Source organism: Hymenobacter arcticus (genome assembly GCF_054779975.1).
On sequence record NZ_BAAGXF010000045.1, the window covers coordinates 1 to 986 of the forward strand.

The 986-nt window shown below is 57.6% G+C and carries 1 pseudogene; it reads left to right on the top strand.

From position 1 onward, the window contains the following. Nucleotides 1-85 precede the first annotated feature (85 nt). A pseudogene (locus tag ACYVGC_RS24955) lies at nt 86-986 on the top strand (IS3 family transposase); the annotation flags it as partial.

The window sequence follows — 986 nt, forward strand, 5'->3', positions numbered from 1 at the left end:
GAGTTGACCTCCTCCCAGTAAACTAGGCCAATCTAAAGTAGAGAAATCAGGCACTTGTCGTACCTTAAAACCCCAGACATTTGCCATGAAAAAGACCAAGTTTACCGAGGCCCAAATCGTGTTTGCCCTGCGCCAAGCCGACACGGGCGTGACCGTCGCGGAGGTATGCCGAAAGATGGGCATCAGCGAGGCTACCTACTACAACTGGAAGAAAAAGTACGGCGGCTTGGGCGTGCCCGAACTGCGGCGGCTCAAGCAGTTAGAAGAGGAAAATCAGCACCTCAAACAGCTCGTGGCTGACCTGAGCTTAGACAAGCAGCTGCTGCAGGACGTGCTCAAAAAAAAGTTCTGAAGCCCGTGCAGCGTCGCCACGCGGCTCAACACCTCATCGACGCCTACCGCATCTCGGCTCGCCGGGCCTGCCGAGTGCTCAGCTTACAACGCGCCAGCTTCGCTTATCAAGCACACCGGCGGGATGATACGGTCCTGCGCCAGCGCTTGCGGGAACTAGCGCAAGTGCGGGTGCGCTACGGCAGCAAGCGCCTCTATGTCCTGCTGCGCCGCGAGGGCTGGCCAGATAATCACAAACGCGTCCATCGACTTTACTGTCTGGAAGGCTTGAACTTACGTAGCAAGCGCCCCCGACGTAACCGGGTAGCTGCCCACCGGCTAGAGCGGCTTCCACTGGGTCGGCTGCACCAGAGCTGGAGCATGGACTTCGTGGCCGATAATCTCTTCGATGGCCGCAAAATCCGCGCCTTAACGATAGTCGATAATTTTAGTCGTCAGTGCCTGGCCATTCACGTCGGCCAGTCGCTCAAAGGGGAAGATGTAGTGGCCGTAATGCAACGCTTGCACCAGCAGTTAGGCGTGGTACCTGAGCGTATTCAGGTCGATAATGGGAGCGAGTTTATCAGCAAAGCGCTCGACCGCTGGGCCTATGACCAGCATGTCACCCTGGACTTCTCGCGGCCGGGCAAACCGAC